Consider the following 22,080-nt stretch of genomic DNA (forward strand, 5'->3'; position numbering starts at 1 on the left):
GGTATTTTTTCTCTGTGATACACTGTGTCCTCTGTGGTAAACAAACAATAAATTAAAGTATAAACCATGAAAAGCAAAATTACCCTCATTCTGATGTGCTTGTTAGCATGGATGACTTATCTCCCGCTACATGCACAAGTATCTTTTGGCAAGGCTGAGAAATTCAATGAAGGCTGGCTCTTCAGTCTATCGGATGATTCTCTAAGCCAAACAAATAACTTTGATGACAGCAAATGGCGTAAGCTCGACCTTCCACATGACTGGTCTATCGAAGGACAATTATCCCCTACTTTGGCAAGTTGTACCGGTTATTTGCCGGGAGGTATCGGTTGGTATCGCAAACATTTCGAAATCACCGATGATGCCCCGCGCCATTACATCTATTTCGAAGGTGCCTACAACCGAAGCGAAGTTTACCTGAACGGGCATCTGCTTGGCAAACGTCCGAACGGCTATATTTCATTTATGTATGACATGACTCCTTACTTAAAAGAAGGAGAAAACGTGTTAGCAGTCCGCATCGACCACAGCCGCTATGCTGATTCGCGTTGGTATACCGGCTCAGGTATCTACCGTGATGTATGGATGATTGCTGCACCGGAAACCCACTTTGCACAATGGGGAGTAGGATGGCAAGCGACTTCCATCAGCGACAAACGTGCTTCGATTGCCATAGACATGCAAGTGGAAAAACACGAGGATATTACAGGAACATTAAAAGTAAAAGCTACCTTATATAATAAGGAGGGGAAACAAGTGGCACAAAAGAGTGCCAACATCAAGGACGGGAAATCAGGCATTGCCCAACAAGATGTAACCCTAAGTGTATCGAAACCGAACCGCTGGGAGTTGGATAATCCTTACCTATACACCTTAAAGACCGAACTTTTCCATAACGGAAACAAGATTGATGAATGCGAGACCCGTGTCGGACTCCGTACCCTTCAATTCGACCCGAACAAAGGATTTGCCCTGAACGGCAACTGGATGAAGGTGAAAGGTGTCTGCCTTCACCACGACGCAGGAGTGTTGGGTGCTGTAGTGCCCAAAGAAGTATGGCAACGCCGCCTTACGAACTTAAAGAGCATCGGTGTGAATGCCATCCGTATGAGCCACAATCCGCAAGCACCGGTACTCTATGACCTATGTGACGAAATGGGATTCCTCGTCATGGATGAAGCTTCAGACGAATGGGAATTCCCCAAACGGAAATGGGTACAAGGCTGGAATGTAGGCGAACCCAGTTTCGACGGGTCTTTCGATTTCTTCGAAGAATGGATTGAACAAGATGTAACCGACATGGTACGCCGTGACCGCAATCATCCGTGCATCTTCTTGTGGAGCATCGGAAATGAAGTTGACTATCCGAATGACCCGTATTCACATCCGGTATTAGACGGCACAACCATCAACCAACCCATGTTCGGCGGCTATAAACCTGATGCACCCGATGCGATGCGTATCGGAAAAATAGCCAAACGACTTGCCGCTTGCGTACGTAAGATAGACACATCCCGCCCGGTAACCGGTGCTTTGGCTGGAGTCGTAATGTCTAACCAGACTGAATACCCCGAAGCAGTAGACGTAGTAGGATATAACTACACGGAAAACCGTTACGACGAAGACCATACCACTTATCCCGACCGCATCATCTATGGAAGTGAAACAGGAGTAGGTTTCGACGCTTGGCTTGCAGTACGGGATAAGGATTTTATCTTCGGACAATTCATCTGGACCGGTACCGACTATTTAGGAGAAGCCGGACGCTGGCCCTCACGCGGACTTTATACAGGCTTGCTTGATTTCGGCAGTTTCCCAAAACCACGCGGACACTTCCGCGCTTCACTGTGGTGTGAAAATCCCGTTACCTACATAGGTACTTATCCCCTACGGGAAGGGAAAAACTGGATTTCGCAAGACGCATGGGACATTTGGAACTATGAGCCCGGTCAACAAATACGGGTAGTCTGCTATACCAACGCACCTCAAGCCCGCCTGTTATTGGACGGTAAAGAAGTAGGAGCAATGAAACCTTACGATGACAAGACCGGCATCATTTATTGGGATATTCCGTATCAAGCCGGAGAACTGAAAGCCGAAGGATGTGACGCAAACGGCAATGTATTGTCGCACTATTCCATCACTACTTCTGGACGTCCGTATGCCCTGCGTGCCAGCGTAGACCGCGAGACCTTATCTCCTAACAAAGCTACAGCCCACGTAACAATAGAAGTAATTGACGAGAAAGGGACTGTAGTCAAGTTAGGCGACAATGACATCACCTGCCACATTGAAGGTCCCGCTAAATTATTGGGATTGGAAGGCTCGGACAACAGTGACATGAGCGATTATACCGACAATCATCACCGGGCTTATCACGGCAGGTTATTGGCTTACGTGCAGACTACAGGAGAAAAAGGAGAAATCCGTATCAAATTCACGTCTCCGCTCCTGAAAGCTGCCGAAGTGACACTGAAAGCTGAATAATGAATATTTTTAAGGGTCTGTGTCAAAATAAAATTTGACTATCAAAAAGCAATGTCATTCTGCAAAGCGAAGAAGCAACGTTCAACGAAGCCAATCTCGCATGCATCAACTTCTGTTTCCAAGATTCTTCACTTCGTTCAGAATGACAAATGATTATTATTTTGAGACAATCTTTTAATTAACACATCGTTACCTATGAAACATTTGACTCTGTTTGCTTGTTTGTTTTGCATATTGGAATGCTGGTCACAAACTTATACCGTAAAACGCTTAGGATTGGAAGACGGGTTATCCAATAACTATGTCGTAGACATTGCGGAAGACAAAAACGGTTACTTATGGTTTGCCACCGAAGAAGGATTAAACAAATTAGAAGGAACTGAATTTACGGCATTCTATAAAACAGAGAAAAATGAAATAGGAATAACGGGTAATGAACTAAATTGTCTATTGGATGACCCACAAGAAAATATTTTATGGATTGGAACCCAACGGGCAGGACTGAACGCTTTCAATTACGAAACCAATACATTCACTATCTACCGGCACGATGACAACAATCCAAACAGTTTAGCAACGGATGACGTAACAGGCATCTTTCCGGCTAAAGACGGCAATTTATGGATTACGACTTACTGGAAAGGCGTAGACTATTTAGACAAAAAGACAGGAAAATTTATTCACTACAATAAAGAAACAATCCCTCAATTATCTGGCGATCATGTTTGGACTGCTTTAGAAGACGGAAAAGGCAATCTTTATATCGGACACCGCAACGAAGGGCTGACCATCTTGTCACTAAAGACCAAACAAGTGGAAAACTTCAGGCATGACGCACAAAAACCGGAATCACTTCCCGGAAATGAAGTTCTTTGCATTTATCAAGACCAAACCGGAGGTATTTGGATAGGTACAAACAGAGGGCTGGCTTTATTCAATCCAGAACAAAAAAATTTTGTCCGCTTCGGAACATCAGGCAACCCATTGTCTAACGCCATCTATGACATCCGCCAACTTAACGACAAGCAATTATGGATAGCCACGGAATTTGGAGGAATTGCTATCTTAGACCTCTCACAACATTTCTTCTCTTCATCTAAGCAGACTGAATTCCGCTTTATTACCAAAGGAGATGATGAATATACATTAAGCAGCTCCACTGTACGTTGCATTTTCCAAGATTCGTATGATAACATTTGGGCAGGACTTTGGGGAGGAGGCATCAACTTCCTCAGCAACAACACGACCTTATTCAATACTTACCACTATTCCAAAGAACTGTCAGAGAGCAATCTGACAAATCCCGTCGCCAGTGCCGTATGCATTGACCACGAAGGTAAATTATGGGTAGGCACAGACGGAGGAGGAATCAACGTATTAGAAAAAGGGAAACGAATTGCCGTTTATTCTGACAAGAAACAAAATGGCAATGCCAATTCCATACAAACAGCCTATTGCGATTCGCAAGGAAATTTATGGTTCGGACTTTTCCGTAAAGGCATCATATATTATGACAGCAACCGAAAATCCTTTGAACAAATATTACCTTCCGATCTCAGAAACATGGATGTCCGTTCCATTTTCGAAGATACAAACGGACTTATGTGGATAGGAAGCAGCAACGGTATTTACCAAATTGCAAGAGATTCAAAAACAATCATCAAACACATCGACATACCTGAAAATCTGGTAAGGGAAGTAACAGCCGACGCACAAGGCAGGATTTGGGTAGGAACATTCGGAAGCGGACTGTTTCTCTATTCATCTGACATGAAATTAATCGAAACATTCAATACATCAACGGGATTTACATCGAACACCATTAATCACATCTATGAAGACTCAAAAAAGAATCTATGGATAGCCACCGGAGACGGCTTGGTTTGCTTTACCTCATCTTCAGAATTAAAATACCGTATATACCAACGTGTTGACGGACTGAACAATATCCACATCCGCGCCATTACAGAAGACAATGCCGGAAACATCTGGTTCAGTACCAATAACGGCATCAGTTGCTTCAAGGTAAAAGAATCGGTATTTTATCATTACAATCAGAAAGACAATGTACCGCTTGCCAGCTTCACAACCCGAAGTGTATGCAAAGACCCAAAAGGCAATCTGTATTTCGGGTCAACCGACGGATTGTGCTATTTCAATCCAGAATCAGTCTTAGCCCCTCAAAACACTCCAAAAGCAGTTTTCATAAAACTGACAACACTCACCCCGCTTTCTTCCCAAGAAGACAAAGGGAACATGTATCAACTTACCAACCAAAAAAACATTGTACTTAAACATCAAGAAAACAATTTCAGTATTTCTTTCTGTATTCCCAATTATGCATTGGCTGAGCAAGTGGAATACGCATATATGTTAAAAGGATTCAATGACTCATGGTATACCTCTACAGAGGAAAATAATATCACATTCAGAAATCTTCCTTACGGACAGTATAAATTAATGATTAAAACCAGAATACGCAACCAAGAATGGTCTGATGAAATTTCTACATGCAACATCGAAGTCATGCCTCCTTTCTGGCTGTCATGGGTAGCCAAACTGATTTATACAATCATCGGAATCATTATACTTTGGGCATTACTGAATGCTTACAAACGTAAAATCAATTTGGAATATCTCTATAAATCAGAGAAATGGAACCATGAGCAAGAACAACAACTGAACAACGAGCGATTGCGTTTCTTTACGAACATCACACATGAACTACGCACTCCGCTTACACTGATTATCGGTCCATTAGAAGACATGATGGAAGGCAATACCCTCACAGAGAAGGACAAACACCGCATCAATGTCATCCGGCAAAGCGCAATCCGCCTGCTTGACTTGGTCAACCAAATACTTGAATTCCGCAAAACAGAGACTCAAAACAAAAAGTTATGCGTATGCAGAGAAAATATCGCTGCTTTGGTTTATGAAATCGGACTTAAATACAAAGAACTGAACCAAAATCCGCACATCAACATACAAATCCAAACAGAGGCAGAGGAAATGGTGCTGTACTTCGACAAAGAGGCTTTGACAATCATTCTGGACAACCTGATATCCAATGCTTTGAAATATACAGAAAAAGGACAAATTACCATCAATGCCCAATGGATAGAAGAACAAGGTACACGTTATCTAGAAATTGATGTGGCTGACACCGGATATGGCATCAGCCCGGAAGCCATCACACACATTTTCGACCGCTACTATCAAGAAGGAAGCGAGCATCAAGCTTCAGGCACAGGCATCGGACTGGCATTGGTCAGAAACCTGACAATCCTGCACGAAGGAAAAATTGAAGTAAAAAGCAAACTTAATGAAGGTACCATATTCCAACTCCGTTTAGTTGCAGCCAATACATACCCTTCTGCCCTTCATCGAGATAATGAAAAAGAAAATACACAAAATACGCTTCCTCAGCCATCGGTATCCAATCAAGAGCAAACGGATAACACACGCCCCGTTATTCTGATAGTGGAAGACAACAAAGACATTCTCGACTACATCGCCGACTCTTTTACCGACCTGTATGAAGTAAAAACTGCCCACAATGGAAAAGAAGGGGTGGAAATAGCATTGGAATGTATTCCAGACATCATTATCAGCGACATTATGATGCCTGTTATGGACGGAACAGCTTTATGTACACGATTGAAAAATGACATACGGACCAGTCATATTCCCATTATCCTACTGACAGCCAAAAACACATTAAGCGATAAAGAAGAAGGCTACCAATCGGGAGCAGATTCTTATCTGACCAAGCCATTCAGTGCTAGTCTGCTACATAGCCGCATCAATAACCTGCTGGCACAACGCAGACGACTATTCGAACGATATTCAAGCACGCCTATATCGCAAGAACAAGGAAAAGAGTTGGAAGAGAAACATACGATTTTAAGCGATTCATTAAACAAAATCGACCAACAATTTTTAGAGAAAATAACTCACGTTATCACCGAAAATCTTTCGTCAACAGAAACAATTGACATCAGTTTCCTTGCCAGCCATCTTTGCATGAGTAACTCGACTTTATACCGGAAAGTAAAAGCTTTAACCGGCATGTCAACTAATGAATACATCCGTAAAATCAAGATGCAGCTTGCCGAAAAGATGTTGTTGGAAGGAAAATACAACATTTCTGAAATCGCGTTCAAGGTAGGCATCAACAGCACGGTCTACTTCCGCCAATGCTTTAAGGAAGAGTTCGGCATCAATCCTTCCGAGTATCTGAAGAAAATAAAGCAAGGGTAAATATAAAAAAAGGATACAAAAATCGGGGAGCCTCTTTGGTCAAATAATGTTTCAATACAAATTTTAAAAAAACTTATTCGGAACAAAAAAGATAAGAAAAAGGCAAACGAAGCGTTCATATCCTGCCAGTCTGACAAAAAATCACTACCTTTGCACCTGTTTTCCTTACTTTTTAGGATTAGGCACAGATTTTGTAGGGACGAAAGAAAAGCGAAATAATAAAAATACAATATCATCATGAATACAAAAAATCAGAACGAAGAAGAAGAGTTGAAACAAAACCAGGCTGCTAACGAAGAGGCAGAAGCCCAAGCTGAAGAAACTCAAAATAAAGAAGAAGGTAACGAAAAACTGACCAACGAACAAAAGTTGGAAAAGGAACTGGAAGCCGCCAACAAGGCTATCGAAGAGCAAAAAGACAAATACCTGCGCTTGTCTGCCGAGTTTGACAACTACCGCAAACGTACCATGAAGGAAAAAGCCGAACTGATTAAAAACGGAGGAGAAAAGACCATCAGTGCCATCCTTCCGATTTTGGATGACATGGAACGTGCTTTGCAAAACGCGCAAAAGTCGGAAGACATTCAAGCCGTATGCGAAGGCATCGAACTGATATCGCAAAAGTTCCAAAAAGTGCTTGCGCAAGAAGGACTGGAGAAAATGGAACCGGTAGGAGAAGCATTCGATACGGATTTCCACGAAGCGATAGCATTGGTACCTGCCCCAAGCGAAGAGCAAAAAGGAAAAGTATTGGATTGCGTACAGACCGGATATAAACTGAATGACAAAGTAATCCGCCACGCGAAAGTTGTAGTTGCACAATAATAAAAGAGTTTGATTGACCATGGCGAAAAGAGATTATTACGAGGTATTAGGTGTTGAGAAGTCTGCCTCTGCAGACGAAATAAAGAAAGCATACCGCAAGAAGGCAATCCAGTATCACCCCGACCGGAATCCGGGTGACAAAGAAGCCGAAGGGAAATTCAAAGAAGCCGCAGAAGCATACGAAGTATTAAGCAATCCGGACAAACGCGCTCGGTATGACCAGTTCGGTTTTGCCGGAGTAGACGGAGCCGCAGGCGGAGGAGGCTTCGGAGGATTCAGCGGAGGAATGTCTATGGACGATATCTTCTCGATGTTCGGAGACATCTTCGGAGGACGAGGAGGCTTTGGAGGATTTGGCGGAGGAAGCCAGCCACGCCAGCGCCGGTACAGAGGTTCCGACTTGCGTGTAAAGGTGAAGCTGAACCTCAAAGAGATTTCTACGGGAGTGGAAAAGAAATTCAAACTGAAGAAATACGTCCAATGCTCACATTGCCATGGCACCGGAGCCGAAGGAAACAGCGGTGTGGAAACTTGTCCGACTTGTCATGGAACAGGAAGTGTCACCCGTACCCAACAAAGCATCTTCGGCATGATGCAGACCCAAACGGTTTGCCCTCAATGTGGAGGCGAAGGAAAAATCATCAAGAACAAATGTAAGGAATGCGACGGCGAAGGCATCGTTTACGGCGAAGAAGTCGTATCTGTCAAGATACCTGCCGGTGTAGCCGAAGGCATGCAAGTCACTATCAACGGCAAAGGAAATGCGGGCAAGCACAATGGTGTATCGGGCGACCTGTTAGTATTGATTGAAGAAGAGAAGCATCCGGAATTGATACGTGATGAAAGCGATTTGATTTACAACCTGTTATTAAGTGTTCCTACCGCCGCCTTAGGAGGTACGGTAGAAATACCGACCATCGACGGAAAGGCAAAAATCAAGATAGAGCCAGGCACCCAGCCGGGCAAAGTATTACGCCTTCGCGGAAAAGGACTCCCGAAACTTAATAGCTACGGATACAACACCGGCACGGGCGACTTGCTGGTAAACGTAAGTGTCTATATTCCTGAAACATTAAGCAAAGAAGAACGTCAGGCTTTGGAAAAGTGGCAAGAATCGGAAAGCTTCAAGCCCAATATGACTTTAAAAGAAAAAATCTTCAAGAAATTCAGAAGCTTGTTCGAATGAGATTTCAATAAAACGCAAAGACGCAAAAGCGCAAAGAAATAAAAAATAAAAACGTTGCGCTTTTGCGTCTCTGCGTTTAACCCAATGAGGTTAATCTATGAGAATGTGCGTGAATCTGCGTTAACGCATCCGCATCTATACACAAATATGCTTATCTTTGAACTCGAAAGACAAAACGGGAATGTATTATGAAACGCTTAGGACTGATGATAATTTTAATAGGATTCGCTTTTTCCGCGATTCATGCGCAAACGGAACAACAAAACACGCTTGAAACGGAGAAAACCGATGTGGCTTCTCCCGAAATGGTATTATCGGAAGACAGCCTGAGCGTGCCGTTGGCATCTCCCGTTTCATTCTCGAATCCGTTGCGTCCTTTCGGCATGTACGGCATCACCCCATTCGATTACAATTTCGCCACATGGGAATTGCACAAAGGCTTCAATGCTTCTATCGGATTGAATGTGACATTCAGCCCAAGCAAATGGGCACCGTCGGGAGTCGGATTCGGACAAGATTTCGCGTTCATGTATGCCGTTCCGGTAAGTGACCGGTTGAGTGTAGCCGCCGGACTTTATGCAACCAACATGGATTGGGGATTCCTGCGCTATCGCAATGTAGGCTTTGCCGGAGTCGCCGCATACCGTTTGACTGATAAAATCAGCATTTATGCATACGGAAACAAATCGTTTATGCCTAATCGTCCGGGGTATTTCTATCCCTTGCCCAACTATACTCCCGACCGTATCGGAGGTATGGTCAACTTCAAGTTGGGCGAAAGCAGCTCGATAAGCATCGGTGTAGAAGAGCGGAAAAACGATTATCCGTGGTGGTATTAAAATGTATAAAACGATGAATTACCAAGAAACCCTTACCTATTTATATACAAGCGCTCCCCTATTCCAGCAAGTAGGAAAAGACGCCTACAAAGAAGGACTGGAAAACACGTATGCTCTCGATGAATATTTCGACCATCCGCACCAGAAATTCCATACCATTCATGTAGCCGGCACAAACGGAAAAGGCTCTTGTTCGCATACGCTGGCAGCCATCCTTCAATCGGCTGGCTATCGGGTAGGACTTTACACTTCCCCCCATTTAGTCGACTTCCGCGAACGGATACGCATAAACGGCATTCCGGTTCCACAAGAATTTGTCATCGATTTTGTAGAGAAGCACCGCGCTTTCTTCGAACCTTTGCATCCGTCTTTCTTCGAACTGACCACGGCTATGGCTTTCCTCTATTTTGCCCAACAACAAGTGGACGTAGCGGTTATCGAAGTAGGATTGGGAGGCCGATTGGACTGCACCAATATTATCCAGCCCGATTTGTGCGTAATTACAAACATAAGTTTCGATCATACTCAATTCTTGGGAAACACATTAGAGAAAATTGCTTCGGAAAAAGCAGGCATCATCAAGCCCCATACTCCGGTAGTAATTGGTGAAACCACACCCGAAACCAAACCCGTATTCCTTAAAAAAGCCATTTCAGTCAATGCCCCGATTGTGTTTGCCGAAGAAGAAAAACGATTGCGCCAAGCCGATTGGGACGAGAACGGCAATCATATTTACCAAACTGCGGACTATGCCGACCTGAAAGGCGAACTGGGAGGCTTGTGCCAAGAAAAGAATACCAATACCCTTCTGTCCGCTATCCATCAACTGAGACAAACCGGATACCGTTTCACCGAATCTGACGTACGGAACGGATTTGCCCAGGTATGCGAACTGACCGGATTGAAAGGACGCTGGCAACGATTGGCAAGCCAACCAACCGTAATATGCGACACGGGACATAACGTAGGAGGCATCCAATACATCGTCAAACAATTATCCTATCAACATTATCAACGGTTGCACATCGTAATCGGTATGGTTAATGACAAAGACATTAACGGTGTACTCACCCTCTTGCCTACCGATGCAGCTTATTATTTTACCCAAGCCAGTGTCAAACGTGCCTTGCCTGCCGAAGAGATGAAAAAGCAAGCCTCAGTTCACGGACTTCAGGGAAATGCCTATCCTACAGTAAAGGAAGCATTACAAGCGGCATTGGCTCAAGCAGATAAAGAAGATTTCATTTTTGTCGGAGGAAGTAGCTTTATTGTTGCCGATTTATTAACTACATGTTATACTTCATGAATTATTTAACTAAATTGCTTGTATATCTTGAATAAAATCTTTTTATTTGCATACATTTATTGTTGTAACATCAAAAAAGAAAGATATACAAGATCATGATTAACACATTTTATTATGAAAACAATCTCTGCGGACTGAAACGCAGCGATTTTCAACGTACCATAGACGGTAAAGACGTTGATTTATTCATTCTGAAGAATGACAATGGTGCCGAAATGGCAATTACAAATTATGGGGGTGCCTTATTGGCTATTATGGTGCCGGATAAAGACGGAAACCTTGCGAATGTCATCCAAGGGCATGATACGTTAGACGGGGTAATCCATAGTCCGGAAGCTTTTTTAAGCACCCTAATCGGACGGTATGGGAACCGTATTGCCAAAGGGAAATTCCAATTAGGCGGAGAAGAATACCAGCTGACTATCAACAACGGACCGAATTCGCTCCATGGAGGTCCTACCGGATTCCACGCCCGCGTATGGGATGCAGAACAAACCAGCAAACAAAGTGTTACACTTCGTTATTTATCCAAAGACGGCGAAGAAGGATTCCCCGGAAACCTCAATATACAAGTGATTTACACCTTCACTAACCAAAATGAATTCATTCTGACTTATACGGCAACAACCGACCGCACGACTTTAGTCAATCTTACTCACCATGCATTCTTCAGCCTTTCGGGGATTGCCAATCCGACCCCTAGCGTAGAAAACAACATTCTTACTATCAATGCAGACTTTTATACTCCAATAGACGAAGTATCTATCCCTACTGGAGAAATCCTGAAAGTTGCAGACACCCCTATGGACTTCCGTACTCCGCATACGGTAGGAAGCCGCATCAACGAACCGTTCCAGCAATTAATTAACGGAACCGGATACGACCACAACTATGTGCTCAACAAAGAAGAAGCAGGTACATTGACTTTTGCAGCTAAATGTGTAGAGCCTGAAAGCGGACGTTCGCTCGAAGTTTATACAACCGAACCAGGCGTACAAGTATATACAGCCAACTGGCAAAGCGGTTTCAGCGGATGGCATGGAGCCACTTTCCCGGCACGTAGTGCAATCTGCTTCGAAGCACAACATTTCCCCGACACGCCGAACAAAGGACATTTCCCGTCTGCTGTTCTGAATCCGGGCGAAACCTACCATCAAGTAACCGTATACAAATTTGGCGTAGAAAAATAACTTAATTTACTAACCTCTTAATATACAACCATGAATCAACAAAAACAGAACGGTAATCTCATCGCAATCATCACCATGTTTTTCCTTTTTGCGATGATCTCTTTCGTTACCAATCTTGCCGCCCCGTTCGGCACTATTTGGAAAAACCAATATGCGGGAGCTAACACATTAGGCATGATGGGGAACATGATGAACTTCCTCGCTTATCTGTTTATGGGTATTCCGGCAGGAAACATGCTGGTGAAAATCGGATATAAGAAAACTGCTCTTATCGCAATGGCGGTAGGTTTCTTAGGATTGTTTACCCAGTATCTTTCAAGCTTGATAGGAGCTGATGTAGCAGTATTCAGCATGGGCGAATACAGCATCAAACTGAACTTCATCATCTATTTGCTGGGCGCGTTTATCTGCGGTTTTTGCGTATGTATGCTTAATACAGTCGTAAATCCGATGCTGAATCTGTTAGGCGGTGGAGGTAATAAAGGCAACCAGCTGATTCAAGCCGGCGGTGCCTTGAACTCTTTGTCAGGTACACTGACCCCGTTGTTTGTCGGTGTATTGATTGGAACCGTTACGCCTGAGACTGCTATGTCCGACGTGACTCCTTTGCTTTTCATCGCCATGGGCGTATTCCTCCTTTCCTTTATTGTTATTTTGTTTGTGGCTATTCCCGAACCCCACTTGCATAAAGGAAATGTAAAAGAAGAAAAGTTCAGCCACAGCCCGTGGAGTTTCCGCCATACGGTATTAGGTGTTTTCGGTATCTTCGTTTATGTAGGCATCGAAATCGGTATTCCGGGTACGTTAAACTTCTATTTAGCAGACGCTTCGGATAAAGGGGCAGGCATTTTGTTCAATGGCGCGGCTATCGGTGGAGCCATTGCCGCTATTTATTGGCTGCTCATGTTGGTAGGACGTCTTACGAGTACCATTATCAGTGGAAAAGTTTCTACCCGCACCCAGCTGATTACAGTATCTGCTACAGCTATCCTTTTCATTGTCTTCGCTATCTTTATTCCGAAGAATGTAGGTATCAACGTACCGAAAATCGTTTATGACCCGATTGCCAAGACCTCTGAAATACTGACAGAAGCCAAAGTTCCAGAGGCTACAATCAGTGCGATTATCGCTGACCCGTCAGGTGCAAACCTGCAACAACACGAAGCGGAATTGGCTCAAGCCAACTTGAAATTGTCGGACATCGAAGGTTCATTGAAGACTCCGAAAGTACCGGTGAGCGCTTTGTTCCTCGTACTTTGCGGCTTGTGCACATCCATTATGTGGGGAGGAATCTTCAACCTTGCCGTAGAAGGATTAGGAAAATATACTGCCCAGGCATCCGGTATCTTCATGATGATGGTTGTGGGCGGAGGTATCTTCCCGTTGCTGCAACAAGTCATTTCCGACTCAATTGGCTATATGGCAAGTTATTGGCTCATCGTTGCGATGTTGGCATACCTGCTGTATTATGGACTGATAGGATGTAAAAACGTCAATAAAGACATTCCAGTAGACTAAATTATTTATTAACCCTTTAATTATAAAATACCATGGATATAGATTTTGTAAGAAGCCGCTTCATCAAACACTTTGATGGAACAACAGGAGCTATTTATACTTCACCGGGACGTATCAACCTCATTGGCGAACATACTGATTATAACGGCGGATTCGTATTCCCCGGTGCAGTAGACAAAGGCATTACTGCCGAAATCAAGCCTAACGGAACCGATAAGGTTTGCGCTTATTCAATCGACCTGAAAGATTACGTAGAATTTGGCTTGAAAGAAGAAGATGCTCCAAAGGCAAGTTGGGCACGTTACATTTTCGGTGTATGCCGCGAAATGATTAAACGTGGAGTAGACGTAAAAGGTTTCAATACTGCATTTGCAGGCGATGTTCCATTGGGAGCAGGTATGTCATCTTCTGCAGCACTCGAATCTACCTTTGCATTTGCATTGAACGATTTGTTCGGTGAGAATAAAGTTGACAAGTTCGAATTGGCTAAAGTCGGTCAGGCTACAGAACACAACTATTGCGGTGTAAACTGCGGTATCATGGACCAGTTCGCTTCTGTATTCGGTAAAGAAGGACATTTGATGCGTCTGGATTGCCGTTCACTGGAATACAAGTATTATCCGTTCCATCCGGAAGGCTATCGTTTGGTTTTGGTTGATTCAGTCGTAAAACACGAATTGGCGTCTTCGGCTTACAACAAACGCCGCCAAAGCTGCGAAAATGTAGTAGCCGCTATCAAGAAGAACCATCCGGAAGTGGAATTCTTGCGCGATTGCAACATGGATATGCTGAACGAAGTGAAAGCAAACGTATCTGAAGAAGACTACAAGCGTGCGGAATATGTCATCGAAGAAATCCAACGTGTATTGGATGTCTGCGATGCTTTGGAACGTGGCGACTATGAAACCGTAGGACAAAAGATGTTCGAAACTCACCACGGCATGAGCAAGCTGTATGAAGTAAGCTGCGAAGAACTCGACTTCCTGAACGACATCGCTTTCGATTGCGGCGTAACAGGCTCGCGTGTCATGGGCGGCGGATTCGGCGGATGCACCATCAACTTGGTTAAGAACGAGTTGTATGAAACATTCATCACCACTGCCAAAGAACAGTTCAAGAAGAAATTCGGACGTTCACCCAAAGTATATGACGTAGTTATCAGCGACGGTTCACACCGCGTTTGCTAAGGACCGATAGTAAATTAACTTCATAATGAGGCTGTGTCAAAATAAAATTTGATATAGCCTCATTATTTTTTACTCAAACCGTTAATAAGGTATAAATAAGAGAATGCAGCAGAATAAAAGCATTATTTTTCAGTATCAATATAGCGATATATAGATATTTATTTCTAATTTTGTAAAAGAATGATTGTACGACTTACTACCAGAACTGCCTATGCCCCCAATGGCATTAAAGCAGATAAACAAGTACATACCCAAAAGAGTAAGGAGGAACAGCAATGATACAGAATCTTGACGTTTTCCTATGGGGAAATAAAGTATCGAATAGAGAAATTAGATGACAGCTGATTTAACGCTATTCCTTTCTGAATATTTGTCAGGCGGCAACTGACAAAAATGCATACGGCTTCGATGGCAAACAAAGCCTGCTTCGTTCGTCTTCGAAGCAGGCTTTGTCAGTTATTGAAGCCAAGTCCGTTTTCAATCCCAGTTACAAGACTCTTTATTTCATTTCCCGTAATGTTTGAGACAGCCTCTTTATGTATGATTATCTTTTCTATTAGAGGTTTCCGAAGTTATGGTTTCATCAAACAATCTGTGTCTCTGTATTTATTTTTCAGCCATAAATCAGAGATTAAAATATTTTTCAACCATATCCTTGAGCTGATGCGGGGATAGATTTGCGATTCCAACCGATTCTATAAGTGAAAACTCTTCCTTATTTTTACCTATAACAAACTTCCGTTCCCGACCGTCTATTTCGGCAAGCAAATGAAAGTTTCCCTTATATGCTTGCTCCACACGGATATTCTTTACGACATGTCCGTTTATTAAGACTTCGAATGTACGGGTTATTTCTTCCAACTCTCCCCAGGATTTCAAATGACCGACTATGGTAGTTTCCACACGCCCTATCCATTGCTCTGCCACACCACATTGAGTAGCAACCGTGCGGAATTGTTTTAAAGCATTAACAATATCCCGTATGATTGCATCAGGCCGACGTATGCCATTGTCTTTAGCAAACTGAATAACATCATCGCGCGTAATATCCCGAAGTTTTGCCCTAATATACATGCAATGTTCTTCATTGGGCAAAAATCCTCCGCTGTCAACGATATAAGTCATATCGTATGCCGGAGACAAACGCCACGCACCATCCTCACTCATAACAAATGAAAAATTCTTATTATGGTCGTCCGTGTTGTTTGCCAAGACATTAAAGACCATCCTGCGGAATACCTCATTACAATCAGTTTCAGGCAAATGGAGCTTGCGGCACACTGCAATCAATTGTTCGTAACTATCCGCATCGGGACTAACAGCAGCCAAAGTTTGTATGTGAACCTTCTTGCCATCCTTACGGTCAAAGCGTTTGGTCATGAAATGATTATTCCCATCCACCTGATATAATTCCGAAGGCATCATATTGATGCCTGCCATAGTAGCCAATTCATAATAAGCCATTTCCAACTCTGCCGAACAATAGTGTGAATTACCAAATTTAACCAAGAAGTAATCAAAATCCTCCAAGCCGGAAATCTGCCCGCTACGTATCTCTCCATTCTTCCGATTAATGGCAACAATGGCTTTAGGTTGACGCCCACCAGCAGAAGTACCAACCGTAAGCAAAGACTGCATTGTAATTGACTCTTCGGGCAAGATTCTGGCATTTGCCCTTTCCGTAAATATTCGTTCCGCTAAATTGGCTAACGACTTAATATCTATCTTTTCCGCCTTGCGTTCTCTCGAAACCTCAGGCAAAAACTCCAAGGCTCCCATTCCACGTTTCCCTATAAATGAAAGCTTGTCAAGAGGAGTAATATCTGCATTGGACAGGTGATTCTGTTGACGCCACAAATCAAACAATTGATTTCCCCAAGCGTCAGGCAACGAATCGGCAACGAACGATGGCAACTTTTGATAGATTTTGGCATCTTCTCCCCAAATAGGTGTAAGTCCTCTTACTCCATTAATAGGTGCTACCAACGGAAATATATCCAAGCCTTTCTTTAAGAAGACCGGATTATACATAAAGTAAGATAACCTGCGTCTGCCATCCCAAGCTAATCTGCCAATTTCTTCACCCCAAAGAATCACTTTTAGAGACTGTACCATAAGTTTATGCTATTTAGAATGTCTGACACGTTGCGCCTTTTTATCATCCTTACGCATCAGATAAGGAGATTCAGGCAGTTCGGGAAGAATATAATCTATTGTATTAATCTGTCCGACTGTTTTTAGCAACACAATAAATGTTGACAAGGAAATGTTACCGGCTGTACCATTCTCAAATTTATGGATGGTTGTAAGCCCGATACCTGATTGCTCCGAAACGTCTTTTTGAGTAAGATTGCAACGTATTCTGTATTCTTTAAACCGAGTACCCAACAGTCTGACAAGCTCTGGAGTGGAGTATTCATAAAAATCTTTCATATCATCTGCATTTATATATCACTATAATGATAATTAAGCGTGTAATTACCCATTAACTTTCACCATAATGAAGATTATAAATGCAAATATACAGAATTTACTTGAAGCAAACTATTTTTCTGGGAAAAGTTTAATAATCAAACGACAATAATTGATTGACGGCTCTTTCATTTAAAATGCTACGCATTAGCCAAATACCTGTAGGGGCAGGGTTTGCCTGCCCGAATGCGTCCACAGATATATCCGTTGATGTATCAGGGCGGGCAAACCCCGCCCCTACGGTTAAATGGAAGAGCCGTAACCTCAATAAAGCTTTATTCGAAACGGATGGAACGTGCCGGAAGAATACAGCTGATGAGATAAGAAGGCCCGACCAACATCCATACGGATACAACCAATGTGCCTATATTCAGCAACAGCCATATCCACACATTCAACTCGATAGGTACAGCATCGATGTAATATACCGCAGGATCTAATTTTATCGGATGAAAGAAGTATTGCACACCGCAACAAGCCAACGCTAAAACATTCCCCCACAACATGCCTTTGCGGATTAAAAACACGGCAAGCGTCAGAAACACCTTACGGACAGATGTATTATCCGCCCCCAAGGCTTTCAAGACACCTATCATATTGGTGCGTTCTAAAATAATGATAAGCAATCCGGATATCATGGTGAAGCCTGCTACGCCTACCATCAGAATAAGAATCACCCACACATTGACATCCAACAAACCGAGCCAGGCAAAAATCTGAGGATAAACCTCTTCTACCGTTTGCGAATAATATTTTCCTCCATATTTATCAGTCCGTTCATTGAAAAACAGAAGCAATTGCTCATTGGTTTCATTCAAACGGGCATAATCATCTACACTGACCTCCAATCCTCCTACCTGCCCCTCTTTCCAAGAGTTCAAACGCACCACTGTACGCAAGTCGGTCAGCAGAAACAAATCATCATACGAGGAAAAATTAGTCTGGTAAATGCCCGCAACGGTCAAACGGCGTGCCCGGACATTGTTTTCTACATAATAAGTATAGAGTTTATCCCCGACTTTGACGCCTAACCGGTCTGCAATAGCCTTCGAGACCAACGCTTGAGAAGAAGAAACCGAATCGGTAAAAACAGGGATTTCGCCTTCAATCAAATGACGCTGAAGAAAAGACATGTCATACTCCTGCCCTACTCCCTTCAGCACAATCCCTTGGAAATTATCGGAAGTCATAATCATGCCGGGCTTGGTAGCATAACGCTGCACATGCTTCACGCCCGGCATATCTTTCAAAATCGACATCAGGCTATCATCGCCTACAATGGGAGTCACCTGATACGACTGCGCCTCATCCAAGCTCGTAATCAGGATATCCGAGCCTAACCCGATAACCTTATCGCGCACTTCATGCTTAAATCCGATGACTACCGCCACCGAAATAATCATGACCGCCAAGCCTATAGCAATTCCTGCTATAGCGATACGGACCGCCGGCTTCGAGACACTCTTTTCGCCTTCCTCCTTGTTCTTATAAATGCGGCGCGCGATGAAAAGTTTCCAGTTCATGGTCAATCGTCTACCCGTCCGGGATAAGCCTCCAATGCTTTACGAAGCACAAACAAGGCACGCACCAAATCTTCCTTCTTCAACACATACGCCAAACGTACTTCGTTCTGACCGGCACCCGGCGTAGTATAGAATCCTGCCGCAGGAGCAAGCATGACGGTTTCGCCTTCGTAATTAAAGTCACTCAAGCACCACGCACAGAACTTCTCGCTATCGTCTACCGGCAATTTGGCTACGGTATAGAAAGCACCCATCGGTATCGGCGAATAAACTCCGGGGATGCGGTTCAGCCCGTCAATCAAGCACTTGCGCCGCTCTACGTATTCATCGTACGTCTCGCGCGTGTATTCTTCCGGTTCGTCTAAAGAAGCTTCTGCCGCAATCTGCCCAATCAACGGAGGACTCAGACGAGCCTGACAGAACTTCATGACCGCCTTACGCACTTCCTTATTCTTTGTTATCAAGGCACCGATACGGATGCCGCATTCCGAATAACGCTTCGAAACCGAATCAATCAGCACCACATTCTGCTCGATGCCTTCCAAGTGGCATGCCGAAATGTAAGGCGAGCCTGTATAAATAAACTCACGGTACACTTCGTCCGAGAACAGGAACAAGTCGTATTTCTTCACCAAGTCGCGTATCTGGTTCATTTCGCGGCGTGTATAAAGATAACCGGTAGGATTATTCGGATTACAAATCAGGATTCCTTTCGTCCGTTCGTTAATCAGCTCTTCAAACTTCTCTACCTTCGGCAAAGAGAATCCTTCTTCAATGGTAGTCGTGACCGTCCGGATAACCGCACCCGCCGATATGGCAAAAGCCATGTAATTGGCGTATGCCGGTTCGGGGACAATGATTTCATCTCCCGGATTCAAGCAACTCATGAAAGCAAACAATACAGCTTCCGAGCCGCCTGTAGTCACGATAATATCATCGGCATCCAAATTGATGTCGTACTTCTTATAATATCCTACAAGCTTCTCACGATAGCTGCGGTAGCCTTGGCTCGGACTATACTCTAAAACCGTACGGTCTATATGGCGAATCGCTTCAAGGGCCGCTCGTGGAGTGGGAAGGTCTGGCTGACCGATATTCAGGTGATATACATGAATTCCTCTCTCCTTAGCAGCTTCTGCCAACGGTGCCAACTTACGAATCGGCGACTCCGGCATTTCATTTCCTCGAATGGATATATGTGGCATAAAATATATGAATTTAAAATATGGTCGCAAAGATAAACCGAAAGAATAAAACCCGCAAACATTTCTGCCGAAATAAATGCTATCCTAACCTTAAACAGGGACTAAACTCTATCAAAAAACATAAAAACAGCCCCCTTTCTATCGGCTTTTTCAGAAAAAGCCCGTATATTCGTCCTTTGTTAATAGTCGCCTTCATTTTAACTTAATAATTATGGATTTATACTTACTTATCTTCACTACCGGAACATACAATGCAGAACAAACGTACGAGAGCCATAAAGAATTATTCATTGCACTCGAAAAACATTTCACCCTGCATTTGGTAGATTACGTAAAAGCAGAAACAATTCCTGCTAATGCATACAAGATGGTCTTCATCGGAAGCGGAGGCGTAGAAGACAAAGTAATCCAGAACTTCAGCAGTTTTTCCTATCCTATCACGATATTGACCGATGGACTGAACAACTCACTTGCCGCAGCATGTGAAGTATCGGCTTGTTTCGGATATAAAGATATGAAAGTACGCATCATTCATGGGAACGTATCCGAAATGGTAGAGCAAGTATTGATTCATCATTGCGCTTTTGCAGCCAAACGCTCGTTAAGAGGAAAACGAATTGGCGTAATAGGCACACCGGCACCTTGGCTGGTAGCCAGCCATGTAGATTACCTATTGGCAAGCCAACGCTGGGGAGTGACGTATGTAGACATTCCCATCGAAGAGGTATTCAAACGCTTCTACACCATCACCGATGATGAAATCGGTATGCAGGCCTCTATCTTTGCCAACCGTGCCAAAGCTTGTCAAGACGCAACACCAGACGACCTTTTGCGGGCTATGAGGCTCTATAAAGCTGTAAAAGATATATGCGCCGAACAGAAACTGGACGCCGTGACTTTATCCTCTAACCAATGTATCAATCAATTGAATGCCACCGGGAATGTAACCGCAGCCTTATTGACCGATGAAGGCATCCCGGCTGGGGGCGAAGGCGACTTGCAAACGATTATGACCATGCTGATGGCGTATGCCGTAACAGGCAAACCCGCATTTATGGGGAATCCTTCTTTCATCGACCGCAAACGGAACGAACTGATTTTAGCACATTGCTCCGTCCCTACAAAAATGGTAGACGAGTTCATCATCCGCGACCATTTCGAAACCGGACGAGGCATCGGCTTGCAAGGACTGATGCACGAAGGGGATATCACCTTATTTAAATGTGGCGGGGAATGCCTGGACGAATATTACGTATCGGAAGGATATCTTGTGGAAAACACCAATCTCATTTCGGCATGCCGGACTCAATTCCGCTTGAAAATGAATAAGCCGATAGACTATTTCCTCAACAACCCGATAGGGAACCACCACGTCTTGATACAAGGCCGCCATGCCGCTGCCCTACAGGAATTTATGCAACTGAACCGGTGTAAGTTGAGGGAATAAGCGAGAAATTGAGAATTGAAAATTGAGTATTAAAAATTACGGTGCCGCATGGATAATTTTCAATTTTCGATTTTCAACTTTCGATTTTTAATGTACATTTGCAAGAAATTAATCTCATAAAAAGAATACAATTATGATGCATAACTGGTTCGAATGCAAAATCCGCTACGAGAAAATAGCGGAAAACGGCATGAACAAAAAAGTGACAGAACCCTACTTAGTAGACGCGTTGAGCTTTACCGAAGCCGAATCGCGCATTATCGAAGAAATGACACCGTTTATCAGCGGAGAATTTACTGTATCGGATATCAAACGTGCCAACTATAGCGAACTCTTCCCTTCAGAAGAAGAAGCCGCCGACCGCTGGTTCAAGTGCAAGCTCTATTTCATTACCTTAGATGAAAAGAGCGGGGCGGAAAAGAAAACAGCCACCAACGTACTGGTACAAGCAGCCGACTTGCGTGACGCCATAAAGAAACTGGATGAAGGGATGAAAGGCTCCATGGCAGATTATGTAATCGCATCCGTGGCTGAAACCGCGATTATGGATGTCTACCCCTACTCTGCCGAGCCTGACGTGAAGCCGGAATTTCCAGATGCAGACAAAAGATAACGCCTAACCCACGAATCCG

Annotated in this window: 14 protein-coding genes and 3 pseudogenes; 13 read left to right on the top strand and 4 right to left on the bottom strand. The window is 43.7% G+C overall.

The genetic code is table 11. The features are described 5' to 3' along the window. Positions 1-66 precede the first annotated feature (66 nt). From B5F91_RS05690 to B5F91_RS15555, 11 genes and pseudogenes are all read left to right on the top strand, one after another. Entirely contained in the window at positions 67-2,487 is a 2,421-nt protein-coding gene (locus B5F91_RS05690; RefSeq protein ID WP_087428126.1) for a sugar-binding domain-containing protein, read from the top strand. A gap of 195 nt (positions 2,488-2,682) precedes the next feature. Continuing rightward, the gene (locus B5F91_RS05695; protein WP_087428127.1) at positions 2,683-6,750 is read left to right on the top strand and encodes a hybrid sensor histidine kinase/response regulator transcription factor; all 4,068 of its coding nucleotides are present in this window, start codon (positions 2,683-2,685) and stop codon (positions 6,748-6,750) included. A gap of 237 nt (positions 6,751-6,987) precedes the next feature. Beyond that, positions 6,988-7,575, top strand: coding sequence for a nucleotide exchange factor GrpE (locus B5F91_RS05700; RefSeq protein WP_087428128.1), 588 nt, complete (start codon positions 6,988-6,990; stop codon positions 7,573-7,575). 19 nt (positions 7,576-7,594) lie between these two features. Next, on the top strand, positions 7,595-8,761 hold the full coding sequence (gene dnaJ, locus B5F91_RS05705; protein ID WP_087428129.1) for a molecular chaperone DnaJ: 1,167 nt from the start codon (positions 7,595-7,597) through the stop codon (positions 8,759-8,761). Positions 8,762-8,949: 188 nt separating this feature from the next. Beyond that, positions 8,950-9,600 (top strand): hypothetical protein, encoded by a 651-nt coding sequence (locus tag B5F91_RS05710; RefSeq protein ID WP_087428130.1) that lies wholly within the window; start codon positions 8,950-8,952, stop codon positions 9,598-9,600. Between the two features lie 13 nt (positions 9,601-9,613). After that, entirely contained in the window at positions 9,614-10,906 is a 1,293-nt protein-coding gene (locus tag B5F91_RS05715) for a folylpolyglutamate synthase/dihydrofolate synthase family protein (protein WP_087428189.1), read from the top strand. 95 nt (positions 10,907-11,001) lie between these two features. Continuing rightward, entirely contained in the window at positions 11,002-12,096 is a 1,095-nt protein-coding gene (locus B5F91_RS05720; RefSeq protein ID WP_087428131.1) for an aldose epimerase family protein, read from the top strand. 30 nt (positions 12,097-12,126) lie between these two features. Then, a pseudogene (locus tag B5F91_RS05725) lies at positions 12,127-13,140 on the top strand (MFS transporter); the annotation flags it as partial. 180 nt (positions 13,141-13,320) lie between these two features. Then, positions 13,321-13,614, top strand: a pseudogene (locus B5F91_RS15550) (MFS transporter); the annotation flags it as partial. Between the two features lie 32 nt (positions 13,615-13,646). Further along, positions 13,647-14,801 carry a galactokinase gene (gene galK / locus B5F91_RS05730; protein WP_087428133.1) on the top strand — a complete coding sequence of 385 codons (1,155 nt, stop codon included), beginning with the start codon at positions 13,647-13,649 and terminating at the stop codon, positions 14,799-14,801. 175 nt (positions 14,802-14,976) lie between these two features. Then, positions 14,977-15,093 (top strand): annotated as a pseudogene (locus B5F91_RS15555) (XRE family transcriptional regulator); the annotation flags it as partial. Positions 15,094-15,425: 332 nt separating this feature from the next. On the opposite strand, the gene B5F91_RS05740 reads toward B5F91_RS15555, so the two are convergent. The 4 genes from B5F91_RS05740 to B5F91_RS05755 form a co-directional block, all read right to left on the bottom strand. After that, positions 15,426-16,916 carry a type II toxin-antitoxin system HipA family toxin gene (locus tag B5F91_RS05740; RefSeq protein ID WP_087428134.1) on the bottom strand — a complete coding sequence of 497 codons (1,491 nt, stop codon included), beginning with the start codon at positions 16,914-16,916 and terminating at the stop codon, positions 15,426-15,428. Positions 16,917-16,925: 9 nt separating this feature from the next. After that, entirely contained in the window at positions 16,926-17,234 is a 309-nt protein-coding gene (locus tag B5F91_RS05745; protein WP_087428135.1) for a helix-turn-helix transcriptional regulator, read from the bottom strand. A 314-nt stretch (positions 17,235-17,548) separates the two neighbouring features. Beyond that, complete coding sequence (locus tag B5F91_RS05750) at positions 17,549-18,796, bottom strand: ABC transporter permease (protein WP_087428136.1); 1,248 nt, start codon at positions 18,794-18,796, stop codon at positions 17,549-17,551. A gap of 2 nt (positions 18,797-18,798) precedes the next feature. After that, the gene (locus B5F91_RS05755) at positions 18,799-20,001 is read right to left on the bottom strand and encodes a pyridoxal phosphate-dependent aminotransferase (protein ID WP_087428137.1); all 1,203 of its coding nucleotides are present in this window, start codon (positions 19,999-20,001) and stop codon (positions 18,799-18,801) included. A 211-nt stretch (positions 20,002-20,212) separates the two neighbouring features. Between B5F91_RS05755 and B5F91_RS05760 the strand changes: the two genes are divergently transcribed. Then, the gene (locus B5F91_RS05760) at positions 20,213-21,448 is read left to right on the top strand and encodes a fucose isomerase (RefSeq protein WP_087428138.1); all 1,236 of its coding nucleotides are present in this window, start codon (positions 20,213-20,215) and stop codon (positions 21,446-21,448) included. Positions 21,449-21,578: 130 nt separating this feature from the next. Next, the gene (locus B5F91_RS05765) at positions 21,579-22,061 is read left to right on the top strand and encodes a DUF4494 domain-containing protein (RefSeq protein WP_087428139.1); all 483 of its coding nucleotides are present in this window, start codon (positions 21,579-21,581) and stop codon (positions 22,059-22,061) included. Positions 22,062-22,080: the final 19 nt, after the last annotated feature.

Source organism: Bacteroides sp. An322 (assembly GCF_002161765.1).
GTDB lineage: Bacteria > Bacteroidota > Bacteroidia > Bacteroidales > Bacteroidaceae > Phocaeicola > Phocaeicola merdavium.